Source organism: Corynebacterium tuberculostearicum, from assembly GCF_022347385.1.
In the GTDB taxonomy this organism is placed as follows: domain Bacteria; phylum Actinomycetota; class Actinomycetes; order Mycobacteriales; family Mycobacteriaceae; genus Corynebacterium; species Corynebacterium tuberculostearicum_M.
Genome location: NZ_JAKRDT010000009.1, coordinates 25,856 through 45,465, shown reverse-complemented (window position 1 = coordinate 45,465; position 19,610 = coordinate 25,856). Strand labels below are relative to the sequence as shown.

The 19,610-nt window shown below is 59.2% G+C and carries 20 protein-coding genes and 1 pseudogene; 11 read left to right on the top strand and 10 right to left on the bottom strand.

Translation table 11 applies throughout. The features are described from left to right. Window positions 1–42 precede the first annotated feature (42 nt). On the bottom strand, window positions 43–447 hold the full coding sequence (locus MHK00_RS06720; protein WP_005531126.1) for a MerR family transcriptional regulator: 405 nt from the start codon (window positions 445–447) through the stop codon (window positions 43–45). 169 nt (window positions 448–616) lie between these two features. Here MHK00_RS06720 and MHK00_RS06715 point away from each other — a divergent pair, with 169 nt between their 5' ends. The 3 genes and pseudogenes from MHK00_RS06715 to MHK00_RS06705 all read left to right on the top strand — a co-directional run bounded on the left by MHK00_RS06715 (window position 617) and on the right by MHK00_RS06705 (window position 3,617). After that, the gene (locus tag MHK00_RS06715) at window positions 617–2,176 is read left to right on the top strand and encodes a SulP family inorganic anion transporter (RefSeq protein ID WP_250410926.1); all 1,560 of its coding nucleotides are present in this window, start codon (window positions 617–619) and stop codon (window positions 2,174–2,176) included. A gap of 116 nt (window positions 2,177–2,292) precedes the next feature. Continuing rightward, window positions 2,293–2,557: pseudogene (locus tag MHK00_RS06710) on the top strand (transposase domain-containing protein); the annotation flags it as partial. A 466-nt stretch (window positions 2,558–3,023) separates the two neighbouring features. Further along, window positions 3,024–3,617: a recombinase family protein gene (locus MHK00_RS06705; protein ID WP_250410925.1), complete on the top strand. Its 594-nt coding sequence runs from the start codon at window positions 3,024–3,026 to the stop codon at window positions 3,615–3,617. Window positions 3,618–3,843: 226 nt separating this feature from the next. Here MHK00_RS06705 and MHK00_RS06700 read toward each other — a convergent pair whose 3' ends face one another. Further along, the gene (locus MHK00_RS06700; RefSeq protein WP_250410924.1) at window positions 3,844–4,746 is read right to left on the bottom strand and encodes a hypothetical protein; all 903 of its coding nucleotides are present in this window, start codon (window positions 4,744–4,746) and stop codon (window positions 3,844–3,846) included. Between the two features lie 232 nt (window positions 4,747–4,978). Continuing rightward, entirely contained in the window at window positions 4,979–5,242 is a 264-nt protein-coding gene (locus MHK00_RS06695) for a hypothetical protein (RefSeq protein ID WP_250410923.1), read from the bottom strand. A 249-nt stretch (window positions 5,243–5,491) separates the two neighbouring features. Between MHK00_RS06695 and MHK00_RS06690 the strand changes: the two genes are divergently transcribed. Continuing rightward, window positions 5,492–5,917, top strand: coding sequence for a YjdF family protein (locus tag MHK00_RS06690; RefSeq protein WP_250410922.1), 426 nt, complete (start codon window positions 5,492–5,494; stop codon window positions 5,915–5,917). A 272-nt stretch (window positions 5,918–6,189) separates the two neighbouring features. Beyond that, a complete protein-coding gene (locus MHK00_RS06685) occupies window positions 6,190–6,453 on the top strand; it encodes a hypothetical protein (RefSeq protein ID WP_250410921.1) in 264 nt (87 codons plus the stop codon). A 106-nt stretch (window positions 6,454–6,559) separates the two neighbouring features. On the opposite strand, the gene MHK00_RS06680 is transcribed toward MHK00_RS06685, so the two are convergent. Beyond that, a complete protein-coding gene (locus MHK00_RS06680) occupies window positions 6,560–9,643 on the bottom strand; it encodes an N-6 DNA methylase (protein ID WP_250410920.1) in 3,084 nt (1,027 codons plus the stop codon). 116 nt (window positions 9,644–9,759) lie between these two features. Then, window positions 9,760–9,891 (bottom strand): hypothetical protein, encoded by a 132-nt coding sequence (locus MHK00_RS11915; RefSeq protein ID WP_255712345.1) that lies wholly within the window; start codon window positions 9,889–9,891, stop codon window positions 9,760–9,762. Window positions 9,892–10,111: 220 nt separating this feature from the next. On the opposite strand from MHK00_RS11915, the gene MHK00_RS06675 reads away from it, so the two are divergent. Genes MHK00_RS06675 through MHK00_RS06660 form a run of 4 tightly spaced genes read left to right on the top strand, consistent with a single transcriptional unit; the run spans window position 10,112 to window position 12,720 of the window. Then, the gene (locus MHK00_RS06675; RefSeq protein WP_250410919.1) at window positions 10,112–11,458 is read left to right on the top strand and encodes a DUF445 domain-containing protein; all 1,347 of its coding nucleotides are present in this window, start codon (window positions 10,112–10,114) and stop codon (window positions 11,456–11,458) included. 19 nt (window positions 11,459–11,477) lie between these two features. After that, window positions 11,478–11,915, top strand: a complete 438-nt coding sequence (locus MHK00_RS06670; RefSeq protein WP_250410918.1) for a CGLAU_01105 family protein — start codon at window positions 11,478–11,480, stop codon at window positions 11,913–11,915. A 5-nt stretch (window positions 11,916–11,920) separates the two neighbouring features. After that, the gene (locus tag MHK00_RS06665; protein WP_005323061.1) at window positions 11,921–12,211 is read left to right on the top strand and encodes a DUF2516 family protein; all 291 of its coding nucleotides are present in this window, start codon (window positions 11,921–11,923) and stop codon (window positions 12,209–12,211) included. Further along, a complete protein-coding gene (locus MHK00_RS06660; protein WP_005323060.1) occupies window positions 12,211–12,720 on the top strand; it encodes a beta/alpha barrel domain-containing protein in 510 nt (169 codons plus the stop codon). Before MHK00_RS06665 ends, MHK00_RS06660 begins: the two co-directional genes overlap by 1 nt. Here MHK00_RS06660 and MHK00_RS06655 read toward each other — a convergent pair. The 3 genes from MHK00_RS06655 to MHK00_RS06645 form a co-directional block, all read right to left on the bottom strand. Further along, window positions 12,717–13,565 carry an LmeA family phospholipid-binding protein gene (locus MHK00_RS06655; RefSeq protein ID WP_250410917.1) on the bottom strand — a complete coding sequence of 283 codons (849 nt, stop codon included), beginning with the start codon at window positions 13,563–13,565 and terminating at the stop codon, window positions 12,717–12,719. The two genes, MHK00_RS06660 and MHK00_RS06655, sit on opposite strands and share 4 nt — an antisense overlap. 64 nt (window positions 13,566–13,629) lie before the next feature. After that, window positions 13,630–14,442 carry a class I SAM-dependent methyltransferase gene (locus MHK00_RS06650; protein ID WP_250410916.1) on the bottom strand — a complete coding sequence of 271 codons (813 nt, stop codon included), beginning with the start codon at window positions 14,440–14,442 and terminating at the stop codon, window positions 13,630–13,632. Between the two features lie 20 nt (window positions 14,443–14,462). Further along, entirely contained in the window at window positions 14,463–14,954 is a 492-nt protein-coding gene (locus tag MHK00_RS06645) for a DUF2505 domain-containing protein (RefSeq protein WP_179387320.1), read from the bottom strand. Window positions 14,955–14,978: 24 nt separating this feature from the next. On the opposite strand from MHK00_RS06645, the gene MHK00_RS06640 reads away from it, so the two are divergent. Continuing rightward, the gene (locus tag MHK00_RS06640; protein WP_250410915.1) at window positions 14,979–16,085 is read left to right on the top strand and encodes a UDP-N-acetylmuramate dehydrogenase; all 1,107 of its coding nucleotides are present in this window, start codon (window positions 14,979–14,981) and stop codon (window positions 16,083–16,085) included. A gap of 135 nt (window positions 16,086–16,220) precedes the next feature. On the opposite strand, the gene MHK00_RS06635 is transcribed toward MHK00_RS06640, so the two are convergent. Continuing rightward, a complete protein-coding gene (locus MHK00_RS06635) occupies window positions 16,221–16,697 on the bottom strand; it encodes an S-ribosylhomocysteine lyase (RefSeq protein WP_250410914.1) in 477 nt (158 codons plus the stop codon). A gap of 71 nt (window positions 16,698–16,768) precedes the next feature. On the opposite strand from MHK00_RS06635, the gene MHK00_RS06630 reads away from it, so the two are divergent. Beyond that, window positions 16,769–18,067, top strand: a complete 1,299-nt coding sequence (locus MHK00_RS06630; RefSeq protein ID WP_250410913.1) for a YihY/virulence factor BrkB family protein — start codon at window positions 16,769–16,771, stop codon at window positions 18,065–18,067. Here MHK00_RS06630 and MHK00_RS06625 read toward each other — a convergent pair. Beyond that, entirely contained in the window at window positions 18,064–19,602 is a 1,539-nt protein-coding gene (locus MHK00_RS06625; protein WP_250410912.1) for an AMP-binding protein, read from the bottom strand. The genes MHK00_RS06630 and MHK00_RS06625 overlap by 4 nt on opposite strands. Between the last annotated feature and the right edge of the window lie 8 nt (window positions 19,603–19,610).

Here is a 19,610-nt window from a genome sequence, read left to right as displayed (position 1 = left end):
CAATCGGATGGTCTCTTTCTCCCTGCGAAGGATGGGGGCACTTTAGGGTGCCAGGGTGTTGACCAGATCGAGGAATTCCTCAGCGTAGGCAATTTGCTTGCGTAGCTTTTCGTAGCGGGTGCGCGTCTCCTCACGAATGTCGGCAAGGGTGGCCTTGGCATTACTCCGTGCCTGCTGTGCGGGATCACTGTCCTGCCCGCCATCTGAACTATGAAGAATCTCCGCAGCTTCCAGGAATTCTCGCATCTGATCCAGAGTAAACCCCAGCGGTTTCATCCGTCGCACCAGCAAAACACGACGTACATCAGCCTCACTATAAAGCCTGAACCCACCAGGGCTACGCCCCGATGGGGTAATCAGGCCGACGTTGTCATAATAACGCAAGGTGGGAATCGACAACCCAGTCTGGTCAACGACCTCGCCGATCTTGAAATTACTGTTTTGCATTGCCTGTTCTCCTTCACGGTGATGTTGCCCACGGGTTCCTGTGCCTGGGTTGGCGGTTGAGTAAAACTCCCGCTACCATGACCACCATCACCAAACCTAAAGTTACTAGAGGGTTGGATTCCTTTCGGGCGTTCGCCCAGTTACCTATCCCCTCAAAGATTGGACATCTATGACTGAAACTAGCACGGCGGCCCCCCGCCCCCTCCTGAGTCCAGACGGCGCTGATGCCCCTACCGGGATCATCGCATCCTTCCGTTACGCATTTTCTTCCCCCGCCCGTATCCGTATAGAGATTCTGGCCGGACTGGCGGTATCCCTGGCGCTGATCCCTGAGGCCATTGCCTTTTCCATCCTTGCCGGTGTTGACCCAGCCATGGGTCTGTTTTCCTCGGTAGTCATGGCCATTGCGATCGCCTTTACCGGTGGCCGCCCGGCAATGACCACCGGCGCCACCGGGGCTATTGCCCTAGTCATTGCTCCTGTGGCGCGTGGTTACGGGATGGATTATTTCATCGCCACCGTCTTGTTGGGCGGTGTCCTACAAATCGTGCTCGGAGCCCTCGGTGTGGCGAAACTTCAGCGTTTTATCCCCCGATCGGTGATGCTGGGTTTCGTCAATGCACTGGGCATTATGATTTTCACCGCCCAACTCGAACACCTCATTGATGTGCCTTGGATGGTCTACCCACTCGTCGGCTTGGGTGTGGTGATCATGATTTTCTTCCCCAAGCTCACCAGTGTGATCCCCGCCCCGCTGGTCACGATTATCGTGCTCACCGGTTTGGTCATTGCCGCCGGTTTGACTGTCCCGACGGTCTCGGACATGGGCAAGATGCCGGAGACCTTACCGTCCCTGTTTATTCCGAACGTGCCGTGGACGTTGGAGACCCTGCAGATCATCGCGCCTTATGCCCTGGCCATGGCCGTGGTCGGTCTCATGGAATCGTTGATGACCGCCAAGCTCGTCGATGACATCACCGACACTCATTCCGATAAAACTCGCGAATCCTGGGGACAGGGGGTGGCTAATATTGCCTCCGGTTTCTTCGGCGGCATGGGCGGCTGCGCGATGATCGGTCAAACCATGATCAACGTCCGCGAATCCGGGGCACGTACCCGCCTATCCACCCTGTTAGCCGGTGTGTTCCTGCTGGTCCTGGTCCTGGCACTGGGCGACATCGTTGGCATGATCCCGATGGCTGCGCTGGTGGCAATCATGATCATGGTCTCGGTCGGCACCATCGACTGGCACTCGGTGCATCCACGCACCCTTAAACTCATGCCGGTCTCTGAGACCATTGTTATGGCCGTGACGATTATTGCGACCCTAGCCACCAGCAACCTGGCCATTGGTGTGGTGCTGGGTGTGGTCACCGCGATGATCATGTTCGCCCGTCGGGTGGCACATATCGTTTCCATTGAAAAGGTCTCCGATATCGACGGCGACGGCGATGGCGAGATTGATACTCGTACCTACCGGGTGCATGGCCAGTTGTTTTGGGCATCAAGCAATGACCTGGTTTATCGCTTTGATTACACCGATTCTGCCCGTCATATCACTATTGATCTCACTGAGGCGGAGATCTGGGATGCCTCCACGGTCGCGACCTTTGACGCGATTACGCAGAAGTTCCAGGACAGAGGCAAAACCGTGTCCATTATCGGGCTCGACGGTCCCAGTCAGGACCGGCTGAACCGCCTGTCTGGCCGGCTTGGCACCGGCCACTAACATCCCCCGACTCGAGCACATCGACTTGGCGCCCCAACTTATAACCGGGGCGCCAGTTTATTGGTGCTGTTGCACAGTTGGGGCAGTAGGAAGAGTGACGTGAAATAGTCACAGCCATGGGTATCTTCTCCGGTCGTCATTTCCCCCGTGACATCATTCTATGGGCAGTGCGGTGGTACTGCCGCTACGGGGTGAGCTACCGCGATCTGGAGGAAATGATGACTTCAGCGGGGCGTGCCGGTCGATCACACCACGATCTACCGCTGGGTCCAGAAATACGCCCCTGAGCTGGACAAGCAAACACGGTGGTACCGGCAGGTACCTGACTGCCAGGCCAGTTCCTGGCGGGTCGATGAGACCTATATCCGAGTCGGCGGCAGGTGATGCTACCTCTATCGGGCGATCACCGCCGGTGGCCAGACCGGTATAGGATAGTCGCTTTATAGGTCCATGCTGATTCGCGCTCTGGGGTACACCCTATTGTTACGCCGGTGTGCGACAGAATGTTTACTGTAAAATAGGGCCGTTCCTAGCATTGTTTTACACGTTTCTAGCGGGGTCTAGGCCTTATGTTTACAGAAAGTGGTGAGTGTGGTGTTATCGTCGGATGGTTTCCATATTGAAAGTCATATTGACTCTGTGCCCGCGTTGGCGCGGGTGAAAGATCTGCATGGTGGGTTGTCGTCGGGGCAGCAGGCGTTGGGCAGGATTGTGCAATCTTTGCTCGCTGACGCTGATGGTCTCGATGGTGTTCAGCTTTATGCCCTCTCGGATGCAATCGAGTCGTATCGTGATGTGGTCATTGCCCAGAGAATGCTGCCTTTAACCCTTCGCGGGGCGAAGACTAATGGGCAATGACTCTGGTTCGCATGGGCAGCGGGTGGGCTATATCCGTGTCTCCACGGTGGAGCAGCATAATCAGCGCCAGAAAGAACTACTCAATACGTCTGGAAGTATTGACCGGTTCTTTGAAGATAAGATTTCCGGCCGCACCAAGACTGCCCGCCCTGGGCTTGTCGAGTGCATGGCGTATGTGGGCGACGGGGACGAACTCGTCGTGTCGTCGATTGACCGCCTCGCCCGATCGCTTACAGATCTTCGCGGTATTGTAGATGAACTTACCGGCAAAGGTGTGACTGTTACTTTCCTGCATGAGAATCTTGTCTTTGCGAAAGACACTACAGATCCGCGCGCGGATTTAATGCTGGGTATTTTGGGTTCGTTTGCAGAGTTTGAGCGGGCCATTATCCGGGAACGCCAGGCGGAAGGGATTGCGTTGGCGAAAAAGGCCGGCAAGTACAAAGGTCGCAAGCCTGCTCTTAGCCCGCAGCAGGTGGCGGAGATTAAGCGGCGCACACTGGCGGGGGAGTCGAAAGCAGCCTTGGCGCGGGAGTTTGGGGTGACCCGTCCTACGGTGTATCGCGCGTTGAAAAACGCCTAAAGCGGCGCAGTCGTAACGGTAAATCAGCGTGCCCGTTAGTCCTGTCATATGTCTTGTCATATGGCGGGACATATGTTTAGGAATATGTCATAGCGTATGTTCCGTCATATGCTAAAGCATATGTTTCCGATAATGTAGAACTACCTGCACGTTCCCCATCTGAATGACGTTCGTCGAGCAAAGAAAAAGAGCGCCCCACAATCGAGAGCGCTCCTATTTTCCCTTTTTAGACGGGGAGTTTGAGACCGGGGATAAGGCCCGCGAAGGCTGCACCGCCAATGGACAATGCAATGGCGAGTACTGCGCCGATAACACCGGCGATAATCCCAGCAGTAGAAGAACCACCACTAGCCACAGGGGAAGAAGGCTTATCATCATTTACAGGGGACGACGGATTAAAATCGTCGTTTCCAGGGCGCACAGGATTATCGATGTTCTTGGGGGCTTTTTCTGCCCACACATCGCTGGTGACAATCTTAGAGGTTCCGTCAGAGAAAGTTACCTTGTAGACAAACTCCCCGTTTCCCTCGACCGGAGGAGTGACAGTAAACGCATTTCCCTCCTGTTTTACATTCCAGTCTTCGGGCGGCCGCAATAGGGACACCGTGGCAGAGGACGGAATTTCTGAAACCTCCAGGCGGGTGTTCTGACCTACCTCAATGAGGTTATTTTTGATTTCAGGAAGGTATTGGTGCCTTTCCGCTGGATTAATAGTGAAAGTATGTGTAACGACCTCAGTTGATCCATCGGGATAGTTCACCGCAAGATCAATGGTTTTCTCAAAAATTTTGTCATAGCTTCTATTTTCCGGAAAGATCTGGAGCCAGAAAAATGATGAGAAGACGTCGATAAGTAACTTGTTTCCCCCCTCCATCATGTCGGACAAGGGTGCTGAGTTAATCCTTTCTAGCGTTGTCCCCTCGGGAACCCCAGAAAAGTAAACTTTTTCTACAGTTTTATCGTCATTGGTTCCGAATGGAGTGTGTAGTTCAGGGAAAGTGGGCTGGTATTGGTCAGCCATTGTCTTGTTCGCGGTTGCGGCCTGGGCCGTAGCGACTGGGGCAGCAACAGCTGTTGTTGAGGCGGTAGAGAGGCAGCATAGAGCAGCGACGAGTGCTCGCTTTTTCATGAGAAATCTCCTTGAGAGAACAGGGGATGGAAGAATTTTATAATACCCCGGCATTGCGCTTTTCTTTACTGCTCACCCCCAATTCCACCCGTTAAAAGAAAGCACATCCCAACAAGAAACCGAACAGCCTTGAAGCAGAAACTATGTAAAGCCGAGGGACGACTTATGCACATATTTCAGGCCGCTATATGGCAGGACATATGCTTTAGCATATGTCCGTCGGTACGTAGTGTCATCTGCTGGTTCTTACGTTTAGGCGAAGGCCAAAAATAGTAGTCCACAGGACTAGCAGCCCGAGGGAAATAATTAGCGCGGTGAGAATTAGCGGAAGCTTTGCGAGGGTGAAAAGGATATAGGCTCCCAGGATCATGGCCACGCTTGTTCCGCCTCCAATCGCAGCGACTCGCATACGGTTTTGCGGCTGTTCGCGGCGGATGGTCTGGACGGCCAGGACGGCGGCACACACCAGTGCAGCCAGGACGATGATTATGTACATTGCTTCTCCTTTCTGGCGCTGGCGCTCATCTTATCGGGAGGACGCGCACGGCTTGTGTACTGCATTTTCCAAGAGTCAGGGTGTGTTAGTGTTACCTCTCGTAAGATCCTGATGCGCAAAACGCACAGTCTCAGTAGGAAGTCTGAGCGATAACACTAGCTAGTGCTATCCGTCGCTTTAGCTCTTGCTCTCATGAGAGCTAAGGAATCCAGCGTCGTCAGGTCCGCTTTAGCGTACCTGGAGACAACTATGCCTGCTCAATTCACCCTTTTCCACGATGGTCAATTTTGGTGCGGAGTCTACGAGACTTCCAGCAACAACCAGCTCCGCGCCGTCCGAGTAGTTTTCGGTCCAGAACCTAATAATGCCGAACTCTATGAGTGGTTACTCGTCAATGGTTCTTCCCTAGTCAAACGGGCCCATCGTTCCGTACCTATATCTGGCACTATTGAAGCGCCACAGCGAGGAAATCCCAAACGCCTGCAGCGGAAAGTCAATAAGGAGCAACGTAAGACTTCAGGTGTGTCCTCGAAAGCCCAAGAAGCAACAAAGTTAAATTTCGAATTAGCTAACGCAAACAAGAAGAAAGCTTCTCGGATCGCTCGGCGCGAAGAAGCACAACGGAAATTTCAGATCCGTGCCGCTAAAAAGAAGGCCAAACATAAAGGCAAGTAACCGAAGGCGTCAAAGCGAAGTTGCCATACTGCGGGAGTAAAGCTGTGTAGCCGCCTATCAAGCTATACGCAGTCGTCAGGCCTGCCGTATGGCGCAACATATGTCCTGCCGTATGCCTCAACATATGCTTTAGCATATGTTTAATTACATATAGTTCTACCTGCATTTATATAGTCCTACCGAGAAATAAGAATCACTCCGCGAGAGGGATACGAGCGTTCTCCACTACGCGCATAAAGCAGAAAAGCAGATCCCTGAGGGCGCTTTTAGGATTGGAGAAGATTTCTTCGAAAACGGAAAAACTTCTCGCGCGGTTGGGTTTTGTTTTGAATAATGGCGCTATGGACATGGACAAGGTGCAGAAGATAAAAATCGGAGTTTTGCTCGCCTTGGCGGTTGGCTCTTTGGCGCTCTTCGTTTTGTGGCTGACTGATGTAATAGGGCTCGGCTTAGCGGTTGTTCTCGTTATTGTTCTGACTGCTGCTTCTGTGGGAGTGCGTGTGTGGGCAGAAAACGCAGGGCGCAAACCGGAGTAAGCGAGATACCGCAGTGGTAATAGATGCGCCCCCTTTTTCTTCTACAACCACCACAAGACGCGGGGTGTGGGCGCGACAGCTCCGCAGGCGACCACACCCCTTTTTTCTAGTTGTCCTCGCCCAGAAGGGTTTTCACGGCTGTGTTCATCGGCTCGGTGATCCCGGCCTTGGCGAGAGCGTCGCGCACAAGTCGGCGGTGTTTCTGGAAGCCGTAGTTTCCCGCGTCCACTCCGGCTGCGACTTCCTCGGCCCTGGAGGCGAGGTCAACCAGCTGCATGTGCAGTGGATCAGCTGGGGAGAATTTCGGGATTGGCAACCGCCACACATTCTTGTCAATATGCCTACCGCCGAACAGTCCACGGGATTGGTACTCCGCCGTTAACTCGCTTGTCACCGGTGCGTTAAGGACTGCGGTGAGGTATTTCGCTTCATCCTCCCCACTAGCGGGAAGCCAGTACAGAGCGTGCTCTGTCAGCGCGCGGGGATTAACGAGTCGTGCTGCCGCAATAGCATTTCCCGATGCTGTGTAGACCACCCGATGCTTTACGGCATTGAGCTGCTTTGACAGTTTGCGCTGGTAATCTAGATTCTCCAGCAATGACAGCTTGGATTGCTTGGTTTTGTTGGTCTCCCAGCGTTGGGACACGTCACGCCACCAGTCCCGCATACTGTTATCCGCGTTGTTGATCTGCTGCTCGTCCATCAACTGCTGGCGATCAATAGGCAATACGGCTCGCCACGGTTCTAGCAGGCCAAATGGGATGGTCGTGGAGCCAAGATGAACGTCGAAAACGTACCTGCTGGGCAGGGTCGCTGACCAAGATGGTTGGGACTTCCACGGTTCTTTTTCCAGCGAGGTGCGGTAGGACTCCACTGTGGTGGTTCCCTGCGTTCTGCCTAGCCGGGAGGTTGTTTGGGTCTGCTCCTCGACGAAAAACAGCATTCTCGGGAAGATCGTGGCTCCGTTGACGACGAGGTCGTTGTAGGGGGAGCGATCACCAGGGTCAGTGCTCAGTTCGACGTTTTTTACCTCGGTGATGGTCAACGCCTCGTAGGTGGCCGGCCAGTCGTTGCGGACTCGCAGGCCTGACAGCACCTTCTTGGTTGGCGGGAACCCGCAGGCGGGTTCTTCGCTGCTCTTGGTGGGGTCATGGAAGGTATGCCGGGTGCCAAAGACCACTGCTGATGGGACAGGGAAGAACCCGCGTGGGCGCATCTTGTCCAGGTCCCAGGTTTCGGTGAACTCACCGCGTAGATACGTCCCCCATCGACCGGCCCGGAAGCCTTCGTAGGCTTTCCGCGACAAGACAGCCAGTGGAGTGACGAAGCCGAAGGTTCCACCGTCGTTGAGGTACTTGGCGACACTGCGGGTGACAAACAGTCCCACCAGGTCTTGTTGGGTGGCGACTTCACCGCCGTGCCATAGGTTGTAGCGGTCGGCGAAGGCTCGGTATTTATCTTGAAGGTCAGGGGTCATGTACCGGTAGGCCACCCACGGTGGATTGCCGATGAGTACATCGACTCGCCTGCTGGGCATGGATAGCCACAGGGGGCGGACTTGGTTGCGGATGTAGAAGCCCCAGATACTGTCGCGGCCTTCGGCATTAAGCTCACAGAGGGTGGTGAAAGTTTCCGCCAGTAGGCTGTAGTCCTTGCTGCTCGGGGTGATTCCGAACTTCTTGAGGACCGAATTAATCTCGGGTCGCGGTGCTGTGGGGTCGGTGTGTTCTTTCGCCCGATCGGTCATGGCGGTGACCAGCTGGTCGAAGGTGTCCGTGTCGCCCATTGAATCTAGGGGGAAGGTCAGGGTGCGGGCGATGGAGAACAAGGTGGCGTTTTGAACATCGGCAAGGTCAACGCCTTCGGTGTTGATGGTGACGACGTTTTCCTCGTGGTCGCCGGGTTGGTACCACTGCATCGAATCCCCCAGGTGTACCGGTACCCACACGTCCCCGCGGTCGTGGAGGTGCTCGCCGAGCGCAAGTAAGTAGGTTACACGGGCTAAAAGTACGGACACGGGGTGGATGTCGAGGCCAAAAACGTGGCTTTGGACGTGCTCGACGATTGTGGGAGAGTCCCACCCGGCGGCTTCGGCGGCAGTGATAATCCGCCGGATTGCTTGGAAGAGGAACGTGCCTGATCCGCAGGCCGGATCGAGGGCGGATTGTTCCAACGGTTTATCCAGCACCTTGGCGGTGACCCCTTCGGCCAACCAGTCGGGGGTGTAGTACTCGCCCATGCCTTTACGCACATCGGCGTTGATTACCGACTCGTAGAGGATTTTCAGCGCATCGTGGTCAATGCCTGACCAGTCGAACATTTGAATGCGTTTCACGATGCGGGAGAGGTACTGCTTACCTCCCTCGGCAAGAAGAATCCAGTCGAAGAAGCCGGACTCGATAACATTATAGATCCCGGCCTGTCGGAACTCGTCACCACTAAGCAGGCGCTCGGGGTGTTGGAGCAAATCGTCGAGGGGAAGCTCCATCACGGCGTGACCGATCACAGAGGCTTCAACCACCAGCAGGGTGTGATCAATGAACAGTTTGTCGTTGTCCGTATCGAAGCCGGTACCCAGCGCACTGCGCAGCAAACGTGCCCACAGGTCGCGTTTCAATCCCACAGTAGGGTTGGTGCGAACTTGGGCATACAAGTCCAACAGGTAGGCCACGTCCTGGCCGTAGGCGGGAGAGGAGGCTCCGAGCAGGCTTTCAATGTTGGCGTGGGTGGGGGTGATATTGCTCCGAGTAGCCAGCACGGCTTGGAGCCATTCAATAAGACCGACCCCGGTGGCTCCAGGGGCAAGCTCGAAGGTGCTGCGCCGAGCGAAGGAACCATCGGCAGGGGACTGCTCGAACAGCCACCAGGTTTTCCCGTCGGTGAGGATTCCGTTGTAACGGGAACCATCTTGACTCATGCGGGTAGTGACGTAGCCAGCGAGTTGGTTGATGTAGTCCGCGTCGGCACTCTCATTGGTGAGCCGCTTTTTTACTTCGATAACAGTGGCGCCGGTGGCGATGTCGATTCGTCGGCGAGAACCATCACCTATCTGCTCTTCCAACCGTGGGGTGTCCAGGTCGAAGTCGGCGGTAATCAGTAGGGTCTTAATGTCGGACTGAATGTCGGCTTCAGTGCGCCCCGTGGCGTCTGGAGACGCCAGGCGAGTGATCAGGGATTCTGGTGTAGTCATGGCTTTCTAAGGTGGGTAGGTAAGTCTTAGTTGTTAATTCTTTCACGACGTACCTGTAATGAAGGGCGTTTGGTGGCAACCAAATCTATTGATTTGGGCGGCAGCCTAACGAGCCGTTAGGCCAGGCCCAATAATTGCTTGGCAAGGTCAATGGCGTCAATGAACGGGAAGAACTCGTCCGTGGCATCGTCGACACCGGACGTGCGGGCTGTTTCCGTGAGGATCAATTTTGAACTCGAAGAGGGCATTGACAGGCGTCCATAATTAATGAACCGAGTTCTAGCGAAAATGTGGTTTCCTGAACCCCTAGGTACTCTAGGACGCCTTCCAAGGAACCTGACTTCAGGATGATGCTCACATTCTTCGTTCATAAACTTAACTACTGAAGGCAGAGGTCGAGTGCTTTTAAATACGCACTAGGCTTAATAGCCGAAATCCGAATGCACCTTCCCAACCCAAGGAGAACTCATGACGCACCGCGCGGACGAAGGCCTCGAATCCGCAGCCGCATCGGCACTGGAGCCGGCATCGTCGGGTGCTGCTCCCGTGCCGCAGGCTGGCAATCAGGAGGCTCGGCGTGCGGACCTGCGCCGGTGGAAGGCGATTGCGCTGTCGTTCCTGATTGGTGCGGCGGTGATCTTTTTGGGGTGTTCGTGGTGGCAGGCGTCGGAAAGCGGGGCTCCGGTATGGGTGGGCTACGTGCGTGCAGCGGCCGAAGCCGGCATGGTGGGTGGCCTGGCGGACTGGTTTGCGGTGACCGCGCTATTTCGCCGGCCGATGGGTCTTCCCATCCCGCACACGGCGCTGATTCCGAATAATAAGGACCGCGTGGGCGATGCCTTAAGTGACTTCGTAGAGGAGAATTTCCTGACCGCGGATGCGCTTAGCGCCAAGGTGCGGGAGGCGGAGCTGCCGCTGTGGCTGGCACGCCAGGGCGTGGAGCCCGGCAAAGCGGAGGAGGTCTCCGCGTGGATTGGCGAGCGTGCCGCCAGCGTGGTGGAGGACCTCGACCCCGAAGAAGCAGAGCAATTCATCCGCACCCAAGTCATGGACCGCCTGGCCGAGCCGGAGTGGGGTCCGCCGCTGGGCAGGTTGCTGGAGGGCTATATTGCTGACGGCAAGGCTCGTCCGCTGGAAGACGACCTCATTGAGTGGGCGCATGGCAAGATTCTGAGTATGGAGCCCACCGTGGTCACCGCCATCGACGAGCGTATGCCGGGGTGGGCGCCGCGCTTTGCCCGCGAGATGGTGGGGGAGAAGGTCTATACCGAGCTCGTGGAATTCGCCGATGAGGTGCGCCGCAATGGTAACCACGAGGCTCGCCTGGCCATTCGCCGCAACCTGTCCAAGCTGGCCGCGGACCTGCAATGGGACGAGGACATGCGCGGGCGCATTGAGGGCATCAAGCAAGAGATGCTCGCCTCCGACCAAGCCCAGCAGGCACCGGCGGCCATGTGGCGCACGGTATCCACCACGCTCATTGACCAGCTCAATGACCCAGAGTCTTTCCTGCGCCAGAAGATTACGGCCAAGGTAAAGGAGCTGGCGCACCGCCTGCTCGAGGACTCCGAATTCCTGGCCCAGGCCAATGCGCTCGTGGACAAGGCCGCGCGCTACGCGGTGGAGAAATTCGCCCCGGAAATTATCGCGATTATCCCGGAGACCATCAAGCGCTGGGATGCGGAGGAAGCCTCCCAGAATATCGAGCTCATGGTGGGCAAGGACCTGCAGTTTATTCGTTTGAACGGCACTATCGTCGGTTCCCTGGCAGGATTGGTGATATTCGCGATCAACCACCTTATCTTTGGTGCATAGACAAAAGGAGAAATGAGCAATGAGCGATAATAAGAAGATTTTCGATTCCCTGAAGGATGCCGGCAGCGCTGCTTTTGAGGTAGCCAAGGACTTCGGCGGACGCCTGCAAGAAGAGCGCACCCAGCACGCTCAAGGTGCGCAGGCACACAGCCCCTACGGCGCCACCGGCAAGGATGGCTTGGTGGACAAGGCCACCGCCACCGCGAAGGAATTTGGGGCTTCCTTGAAGAAGGCCGCGGACGGCACCCGCGAGTCCGCGTCTTTCGCTGATGCCAAGGGCAAGTTCACTACCGCCTATAACGAGACCCGCGAGGGCGTTATGGACGCCTATAATTCCGCCCAGGCCCGCCGCGCGGAAAAGAAGAACGGCCCGCGCCCCGGCCAGAATTCGGCTCCTTCGCAGGGCGATAATATTATCGATGGCGAAGTAATCGACACCGACGACCCACAGAATTAATCTGCATGTATTTCCTTTATGAACTTGCCTGGAATCTAGACAGCTACATCTTCCGAATCCTCACCCTGACCGCCATCGTCGGTGCGGTGCTCGCTGCTATTACGCGCGAGGATGCCTTCCGCGCCGGCGACCGTCAGGGCAAGTGGGTGTGGGTTGGCCTGCTGGCGGGCTCGGCGGTAGCGATGGCCACCGGCATGCCATTCCTGTCCTGGATCGGCACGGTCATTACCGGCGTGTACTGGTTTGATGTGCGCCCGCAGCTCAAGGCCATCATCAACGGCGATTACAGCTACTAATGCTTAACCTGCTTGCTGCCCCGGCCGCGACGGTCAAGGACCGCGCCGCCGATAACACCGTCGTGGTCTCCCCGCACCATGTTTCCATTGCCGCGGGGGCCGGCGCGGCCGATATCATCTCCGTCGCCGGCTATCCCACCGGCCGCCACCACACGCTCATCAAGGCCTCTGAGGCGCGCTTGGCCATCCAGTCGGGCGCCAGCGAGGTGTGGGTCAGCCTTGATGAGACCGTGACGGATGCCAATGCCGTGCTCTCTGAACTCATCGCCATCCGCGAGGCCTGCCCGGATCCGGCCCGCTTAGGCCTCATCGTCCCAGACGCCCCGCTTGCCGACGCCGCCCTCAACGCCGCCCACCAAGCCGGCTACCAGCGCCTCATTGTGCGCAGCTCCGCGGCCGCAGGCGCGGACCGCGCGGAATCCGGTGCCGGTGAAGAAGGCATGAAAAAAGGACCGGCGTTGGCCGCTGCCACGCTTCCGGTCCTCGAGTTTCCCGCTGCTTTGGTTTAGGCGGCTTCCGTCTGCGCGTCTTGCTGCGGCGCGCCATTGTTGGCCCCACCATTGCCGGTGGCGCCCTCGCCACCGGCCAGTTTATCCATGTCGTTCATCGGAACATCGGTGCCGGTAATGGTGAGCTTGAGTTCGCCATCGAGCACCTCTACGGTATAGACGTTGATGTCCGAGGCCACGAACTTTGCCGACTTGCCGTTTTGTAGCGCGGAGGAGATGGCTTCGGTGGCCTGGTCCGGCAGCTCGAGGCCGAAGATAGAGGCCTCGGTGGCGCGGATATCGAGCTTTCCATCGTGGGCAGTGGGCTCCAGCGACAGGTTGGCCAGGCCGCCGGCGAACTTCACGTCCAGCACATGGTCCTGTTCATTGGCGGTAATCTCCGTGACCACCATATTGCCCACCTTGTCGCTGCCGGCTTGCTCGGAAATGCCCTTCTGGAAGGAGGCCAGCAGGTAGTCATCCGGCACGGTGGTAGAAGCGCGCAGCTTGCCGGCCACCGGATTGTCCTGGTCGGTGCTCATGTCTTCCACGTGGATCTCGGAGGCAGGTTGGCCTTTGATCTCGGTGCCGTCGATTTGCAGGGTGGACGGCGTGGTCATATCCATCTGGGAAATGGAGCCCTTAAACAGCCCCAACAGGAGCGGGCTGCCGCCGAAGCTGACGGAGGGGTCCTCTTTGACCTGAATGCCCTCTTGCTCAGCGGCCTCGTTGAACTGCGAGGTCATCTGGTGGCCGATGAACCAGCGCAGGCCGAACTCGGCCAGCAGGATGAGCACGAGGAGTGCTACGAGGATGCCAATGATGATTTTCCAGGCGAGCGAACCCGCCGATTTCTTCGAAGCCATGCGTACCAGTGTGGCGCATGAGACGGCGCGGGGCAAAGTCTGCGGCGAAGTTAGCAGGACATTTTTAAGCTTGCGGCGTCACCGATTCCCAGTCCACGGTGAGCACATTATCGCGCAGGCGCCGGCGGACGGGGTGGATGTTAAAGGGGGCGTCGGCAAGCATGGCGCGTGCCCTACGCCAGCGCACGCGCGGGCCGTAAGGCGCCCAGCCGGCAGCGCGATCCCAGGCCTCGTCGGCGGCCTGAAGCAGCTCGTGGATGGGCTCGCCGGGCACGTTGCGGTGGATGAGGATTTTGGGCAGGCGCTCGGCAATATCGGAAGGGCGCGCCACATCGAACGGATCCCACGCCAGGGTGAGCGTCCGCGGACCGTGGGCATCGAGCAGCAACCAGGCCGCGCGCCGGCCCAGCTCATCGCAGGTGCCCTCCACAAAGAAGCCGCCGGGTGCCAGCCGAGAACACACCGTCTGCCAGGCCTCTTCCACCTGGTCCACGTCATACTGGCGCAGCACATTAAACGCGCGCACCAGCTGCGGCCGGTAGCCTGCCAGCTCAAAACCGCCCAGCTCGAAGCGCACGCCATCGCGTGGCGGCAGCACCCGGTCCGGGTGGATCTCCAATCCGCACACGTCTACCCGCGGATTCGCCCGGCGCAGCCACCCTGCCCACTCCACGGTGGTCGCATGCGAGGCCCCGTAGCCCACGTCGAGCGCCAGCGGCGTATCCACATGCCGCAGCAGCGCGGAAATCTCCGGGTGCGCGAGCATCCACCTATCGCAGCGCCGCAGCCGGTTGTGGTTGGTGGTGCCGCGGGTAATAACGCCAAAAGGCCGACCCGCAGCTGCGCTAGCGCGCAGATTATGTGCGTGGTCGGCCATAGATATTGGGTTTTGAGAACTTAGGCGTTCTCAGAGATCCACTGTTCGGTCAGCTTGCCCTCGTTATCGAAGAGCTCGCCCAGGGACTCGCCCACCTTCGGCTCGATGGCGGCGCCCATCATCGGAATGTTGACGGAAATCTCGTTGACGTAGGACAGCTTGGTCATCTCGCCCTCGCCAGCCAGGGAGATATCGCCCTTGAAATCAACCGGGGTGCCCTTGACATCCGCGGTGTAGTTGACGTCAGCAGCCTCGCCGTTGAGCTCGCCCACGGTAACCACGCGCTTGACCTTCAGGTCCTGGGAGACCATGGCGCGCACTGCCTCTGGCAGTAGGGTGGTCGGCAGAACCTCGAAGAGGGTGGCTACGTTATCGCTGAAGTCGTGCACCTGGCCCGCCTCAGGGGAGAGGTTGGCCACGATGTACTCCCAGTATTCCTTGGTGAGCAGCGCCTTGTGAACCTTTTCGATGGGCTGATTGATGGTTACGGTGTTTTCACTACGGGTTGACATGCCTAACAGACTACCTTGGTAGGCGTGCTTGATAAATCTTTGACGCAACAGCTCACAGCGATCGACGGGGTAGAACTGGACCCCACCGCCACCTTCGCGGACCTGACTACGCTGCGTGTAGGCGGAAAACCGCAGGCCGCACTGCGCTGCTCGCAGCCAGAGGCCGCCGTTGCCGTGGTGCGTGCCCTTGATCACGCCGAAGTGAATTTCATCGTCGTTGGCGGCGGCTCCAACCTCTTGGTGGCCGATGGCGCAGTGGATCTCGTCGCGGTGATCCTCGACTTCGACGAGGTCTCTATGGACACCGAAACCGGCGTGGTGCGTGCACAGGCGGGCGCCGTCTGGGATGACGTGGTGGCTCGCTCCGTGCAGCTCGGCCTAGGCGGCATCGAGTGCCTCTCCGGCATCCCTGGCACCGTGGGCGCGGTCCCCGTGCAGAATGTGGGTGCCTATGGTGCGGAGATCTCCGAGGTCCTTAGCCGCGTGCGCCTTTATAACCGCCGCACCGATACCGATGAGTGGGTCCCCGCCTCCGATCTAGAGCTGGCCTATCGCTATTCCAACCTGAAATTCACCGGCCGCGCCGTGGTGCTGGAGGTGGAGCTGCAGCTCGATACCGAGGGTCTTTCCCGCCCGCTGCGCTTTGGCCAGCTCACCCAGAATCCGGGTGAGCGCCGCCCCGTGGCCGAGGTCCGCGAGGAGGTCCTCAAGCTCCGCCGCGGCAAGGGCATGGTGCTCGACCCCACCGACCATGACACCTGGTCCGCCGGCTCCTTCTTCACCAACCCGGTGGTGGACTCCGCTCTTGCCGACGCCGTCCAGGCCAAGGTCCGTACCTCGCTTGGCGACGCCACCGCAGACTCCATGCCCCGCCACCCCTCTGCCGAGGCCGGCCGGGAAAAGCTCTCCGCCGCCTGGCTCATTGACCGCGCCGGGTTTGCCAAGGGCTACCCGGGCTCCGGCAGGGCCACGCTCTCGACGAAGCACACGCTGGCGCTGACCAACCGCGGCGAGGCCACGGCCGCCGATATCGTGGACCTCGCCCGCACCATCCGTGACGGCGTCCACGAGACCTTCGGCGTGGAACTCGTGCCCGAGCCCGTGTGGATCGGCCTTTCCCTCGACGCCTAGCGCACGACCGCGCTGTCGCTCCGAGTCTCTGGGGCAAAAACCTGCAAAGCAGCCACGATTGCGCCCTTAACCGCACGGTTTTCGGGTCTATCGTGGCTGCTTTTCAGTTCGACGCCTAGCGCGCCGGCGACTTGCTTAGGCGGCCATGACCTGGAGCCACTCATCCTTAGCGCCCAGGAATGCGCGGGCCGCCTCCTGCGCGCCCTCCAAGCTGTGGTGCGCACCCCAACCGCACTGCTCTTCGTTGGCGGCCGGTACCTCGGTAGCGTTAAGAATATCGTTGAGCGCGCCTTCCACCGCGCGCAGCAGCTCATCTTGCTCCATGCCGTTGGTGATGGCGTAGAAGCCGGTGCGGCAGCCCATCGGGGCGAAACCGATGAGCTTATCGGTGTAATTGCGCATGAAGTTTGCCATCATGTGCTCCACCGAGTGCAGCGCCTTGGTATCCAGATGATCCTGGTTGGGCTGGCAGAAACGCAGATCGTACTTAATGATTTCGACGCCGCCGCCCAAATCCGTGCGGTCGGCTACGCGAATATACGGCGCGCTGACGAGGCGGTGGTCGAGTTCGAAGGACTTAACGTTGAGCTTCTTTTCATCCTGTTCAGTCATGCTTCTCCAGTGTAATCACAGCTGAGTGTCACTTCCTGAAATAGATTCTTTACCGCATACGCTGGGATAATATGAGCACTCTCGACGACGCCGCCGAGGCCCCCGGCGCCGCACGCACCCCTGGGGACTTGCCTTCTGCCGTACAGCCTGACGGTGAGCGGCCCGCCGGCGAGCAGCCCGCCGGCCGCCAGCCTGCCGGCACTCCGTCGAGCGCCGCGGCCACTCCGGTGAGCGAATCCGAGTACGAGGGGGCGGATAAGATCGTGCCCAGCACCGCGCCCACCGTGGTCAAGATTGCGGGCCATACCGAGGAAGTAGATCCCCTGGCCCGCGGCAACCGCTTGCGTAAGGAAAGCTGGGGGCTGGTGGTGCGCCGCGTGTGGGCCGATTTCTTTCATGATGCCTTGATGGATCGTGCGGCCACGATGACGTACTTCACGCTTATGGCCTTTGCCCCCACGGTGCTGGCCGCCTATTCCATCGCCACGCTCATTTTCTCCTCGCGGCGTGCCGAGGTACACGAATTAACCTCGCAATTCATTGCGGACTACGTGCCCAGTTCCATGACGGAGCAGGCCGAGCACCTCGTGGGCTCCATCATTGGCTCCACAGCCCAGGGCACCTTCGCGCTGGTGGTTTCCGTGCTGATTTCGCTCTTTGCGGCCTCGGCCTATGTGCGCGCCTTCTCGCGCACGGCCAATACCGTCTATGGGCGAGTGGAAGGCCGCGGAATCATCCGCACCTGGGCGCTGATGTGGGGGCTTACCATTGTTCTCGTCATCGGTGCGGTCATCGTGCTCTTTGCTAACCTGCTGCGCGATACCATCGTGAGCGGCGTTATCGATCCCCTCGCGGGCAAGCTGGAGATGCAAGGCACCGCGGACTTTCTAGGCGGAATCTTCATGCCGGTGTGGAATTGGCTGCGCTTCCCGCTCACCGTGGTGATCGTGCTGAGCTTGATCGCTATCTTGTATCACTTTTCCCCGAACGTGCGGCCGGCGCGCTTTCGGTGGATAACCCTAGGCTCCGTCGTAGCGCTGAGCACCAATGTTGTGGTGTGGGGAGCATTTGCGCTGTATACCCAGCGCTTTGCCGGCGCCAGCGTCTACGGCGCCTTCAGCCTCATCATGGCCGTATTCATGGCCGTGTGGCTATCTAATACGATGCTCATCCTGGGTATCAAGCTCGATGCGGAGATCCTGCGCGCCAAGGAACTGCAATTGGGCCTGCACGCCGCGCGGCATATCCAGGCCCCGCCGCGTTCCGACGCCGCCGCTAAGTCCCAAGCCCGCGCCCAGCACGACCTTGAGGAGCGTTCTGAGCGCATCTACCAACAGGCGGTGCGCCGGGGAGAGCGGGAAGAAGGCTAGCCCTGGCTGAGCAGGGCGAGGAGATCGCGCTGGACATCGCGGCGGCGCAGCTTGCCCAGCTGATCGCCGGCGAGCTCATCCATGGCAAAGAAGCGCTGCGGGACCTTATAGCGCGCCACCAACCCGCGGCAATGGTCGCGCAAGGCGGACTCGTCGAGCTGCGCGCCGGGGGCAAGCACCACGCAGGCGGCTACATCCTCAGAACCATCGGAGCGAGGAAGGCCCACGACCGCGGCCTGGGCGATGTCGGGATGGGAGGTTAAAGCCTCCTCGACCTCGCCGGGATAGACATTGAAACCACCGGTGATGATGATTTCCTTGATACGGCCCACCAAGCGGATATGGCCGTCAGGCTCGCGCACGCCCATGTCCCCGGTGCGGAACCAGCCGTCATGGAAGGCGGCGGCGGTGGCGGGGGCGTCGGCAAGGTAGCCGCTAAAGACTTGCGGGCCGCGGGCGAGGATCTCGCCGGCCTCGCCATCCGGCTGGGTGCGGCTGAGGTCGTGAGGATCGCCGATGCGCAGCTGCGTATCCGGCAGCGGCAGGCCGATGGTGCCGGCGCGCCGGGTGTCATCGAGGGGATTGATGGTCAGCACGGGAGAGGTCTCCGTAAGCCCATAGCCTTCCACCAGCATGCCGCCGGTGCGCGCCTCCCACGGCTCGATGATGCGCGAGGGGAGGGAAGCCGCGCCCGAGATGGAGTAGCGTACCCCGCCGAGATCCGTAGGCGCCTCAGAAGCGGTGGTGGCTGCGGCCGAGGGCGTGGCCGCCATGGCGCGCTCGTAGATGGTGGGCACGCCCGGCATCCAGGTGGGGCGGCGGGCGGTAAGCGCCTTGGTCACCGCGTCGGTGTGTGGGGCAGGCAGCAGGATGATCTCGGCCGCGCAGCGCACCGCGAGGAGCACGCTCATCGTCAAGCCATAGGAATGGAACATGGGCAGCGCGGCCAGAAAGCGCTCGTGGCCAGCGCGCAGCGGGGCCTGGGTTTCCAACTGCAGGCAGTTGGCCGCGAGGTTGCCGTGGGTTAAGACCACGCCCTTGGGGCGGGCGGTGGTGCCGGAGGTGTAGAGGATAAGGGCGGCGTCGGCAAGCGTGGCCGGGTACGGCTCCACCGGGGTGCCGTTTAGCGGAAGCGGTGCGCTCAGGGAAACGGAAATGGTGGTCTCTACCTGCGCGGAGACGGTGGGGGCAATGTCCTCCCAGGCAATCGCCACGCGGGCGCCATGGTGGGCGAGCAGCGGGGTGAGCTCGTGCGCGGTATAGCGCGGATTGTGCTCCACCACCACCGCACCCAGGCGCAGAATGGCGAAGAATGCCACCACATGCTGCGGGCAATTGGGCAGCAGGAGCGCCACGCGGTCACCTGGGCGCACGCCCATCTCGTGCAGGGCCCCGGCCGCGGCCGCTACTTGGGCATCGAGCTCGCTATAGGTTAGCGTGTGGCCGGCGAAATAGGTGGCCGGGCGCTGTGGAAACTTGGCGACGGCCGCCATAAGGAAATCCGTCAAGGTAGCGCCATAGTGAATTTCTGCCATAGCCGATA

Excerpts from the sequence above, each read along its gene's own strand:
- MHK00_RS06645 (WP_179387320.1), bottom strand. The coding sequence starts at position 14,954 with ATGTCAACCCGTAGTGAAAACACCGTAACCATCAATCAGCCCATCGAA.
- MHK00_RS06675 (WP_250410919.1), top strand. The coding sequence starts at position 10,112 with ATGACGCACCGCGCGGACGAAGGCCTCGAATCCGCAGCCGCATCGGCA.
- MHK00_RS11915 (WP_255712345.1), bottom strand. The coding sequence starts at position 9,891 with ATGCCCTCTTCGAGTTCAAAATTGATCCTCACGGAAACAGCCCGCACG.
- MHK00_RS06670 (WP_250410918.1), top strand. The coding sequence starts at position 11,478 with ATGAGCGATAATAAGAAGATTTTCGATTCCCTGAAGGATGCCGGCAGC.
- MHK00_RS06625 (WP_250410912.1), bottom strand. The coding sequence starts at position 19,602 with ATGGCAGAAATTCACTATGGCGCTACCTTGACGGATTTCCTTATGGCG.
- MHK00_RS06715 (WP_250410926.1), top strand. The coding sequence starts at position 617 with ATGACTGAAACTAGCACGGCGGCCCCCCGCCCCCTCCTGAGTCCAGAC.
- MHK00_RS06680 (WP_250410920.1), bottom strand. The coding sequence starts at position 9,643 with ATGACTACACCAGAATCCCTGATCACTCGCCTGGCGTCTCCAGACGCC.
- MHK00_RS06720 (WP_005531126.1), bottom strand. The coding sequence starts at position 447 with ATGCAAAACAGTAATTTCAAGATCGGCGAGGTCGTTGACCAGACTGGG.
- MHK00_RS06655 (WP_250410917.1), bottom strand. The coding sequence starts at position 13,565 with ATGGCTTCGAAGAAATCGGCGGGTTCGCTCGCCTGGAAAATCATCATT.
- MHK00_RS06650 (WP_250410916.1), bottom strand. The coding sequence starts at position 14,442 with ATGGCCGACCACGCACATAATCTGCGCGCTAGCGCAGCTGCGGGTCGG.
- MHK00_RS06665 (WP_005323061.1), top strand. The coding sequence starts at position 11,921 with ATGTATTTCCTTTATGAACTTGCCTGGAATCTAGACAGCTACATCTTC.
- MHK00_RS06700 (WP_250410924.1), bottom strand. The coding sequence starts at position 4,746 with ATGAAAAAGCGAGCACTCGTCGCTGCTCTATGCTGCCTCTCTACCGCC.
- MHK00_RS06705 (WP_250410925.1), top strand. The coding sequence starts at position 3,024 with ATGGGCAATGACTCTGGTTCGCATGGGCAGCGGGTGGGCTATATCCGT.
- MHK00_RS06695 (WP_250410923.1), bottom strand. The coding sequence starts at position 5,242 with ATGTACATAATCATCGTCCTGGCTGCACTGGTGTGTGCCGCCGTCCTG.
- MHK00_RS06630 (WP_250410913.1), top strand. The coding sequence starts at position 16,769 with ATGAGCACTCTCGACGACGCCGCCGAGGCCCCCGGCGCCGCACGCACC.
- MHK00_RS06660 (WP_005323060.1), top strand. The coding sequence starts at position 12,211 with ATGCTTAACCTGCTTGCTGCCCCGGCCGCGACGGTCAAGGACCGCGCC.
- MHK00_RS06635 (WP_250410914.1), bottom strand. The coding sequence starts at position 16,697 with ATGACTGAACAGGATGAAAAGAAGCTCAACGTTAAGTCCTTCGAACTC.
- MHK00_RS06690 (WP_250410922.1), top strand. The coding sequence starts at position 5,492 with ATGCCTGCTCAATTCACCCTTTTCCACGATGGTCAATTTTGGTGCGGA.